Below are 740 nucleotides of genomic sequence, written 5' to 3' on the forward strand. Positions count from 1 at the left end.
GGCCCGTAGCAACCCACAGGCATGCAATCGTTGTATCCACTGCGCGTCATTCACGTCGGTTTTGCGCCCTGGTACGGCGCGGGCCTCTCGGGCATTGGCCAGCACGACCTGAAGGCCATGTGCTTCCAATATTTCGTAAACCGGAATCCAGTAAACGCCTGTCGATTCCATCGCGACCGTCGTTATATCGAGATTGACCAGCCAGTTGGCCAGGCGCTCCAAGTCGGAAGTGAAAGCCTGGAAAGTTTGAACAGACTCTTTGGCAAGTTCTGCAGGAACGGCCACCACATGAAAGCGTGAGCCAATATCAATGCCGGCTGCGTGATCATGAATAACCGGTAACCCACGCTGCTTTAGATCGTGCTTTTTCATGAGCACCTCCAGTCAAGTTGAACTGGACGGGGACTCGGATCAAATCACCTTCCTAAACGGGGTCACGGAATATGCCACCACTAACGGGTCCGCAGCTTCCCCTGGGTCAAGTTTTTTGACGGGGACTTAGCCTCCAAAAAGCCAGCGACCACTGTCCAGTGGGATCAGTGTAGAACGTAGTGTTTCTAGTCCAATGGGCCGCGGAACGCCGGGGAGGCGGTTTTTTAAGATGTCTCGCTCTTCAGTGACGCGCTTGAGTTCTGCTCGCAGACGACGCAGTTCAGCGTGCTGATCATCGTCTTGCTGTCGTTCTTCTTGAGGTTTGCTGTAGCGCTTTATCCAGGCATATAAGCTATGCGTCGACACGC

At 54.1% G+C, this 740-nt stretch carries 1 protein-coding gene and 1 pseudogene; both read right to left on the reverse strand.

Going from position 1 to position 740, the window contains the following annotated elements; genetic code table 11:
- The coding region (locus tag DK261_RS13055) for a transposase (RefSeq protein WP_146218530.1) at positions 1-372 on the reverse strand (372 nt) is incomplete at its 3' end.
- A 222-nt stretch (positions 373-594) separates the two neighbouring features.
- Positions 595-740: pseudogene (locus tag DK261_RS13060) on the reverse strand (IS3 family transposase); the annotation flags it as partial.

This window comes from Pseudomonas sp. RW409 (genome assembly GCF_003184125.1).
Classification (GTDB): Bacteria; Pseudomonadota; Gammaproteobacteria; order Pseudomonadales; family Pseudomonadaceae; genus Aquipseudomonas; species Aquipseudomonas chlororaphis_I.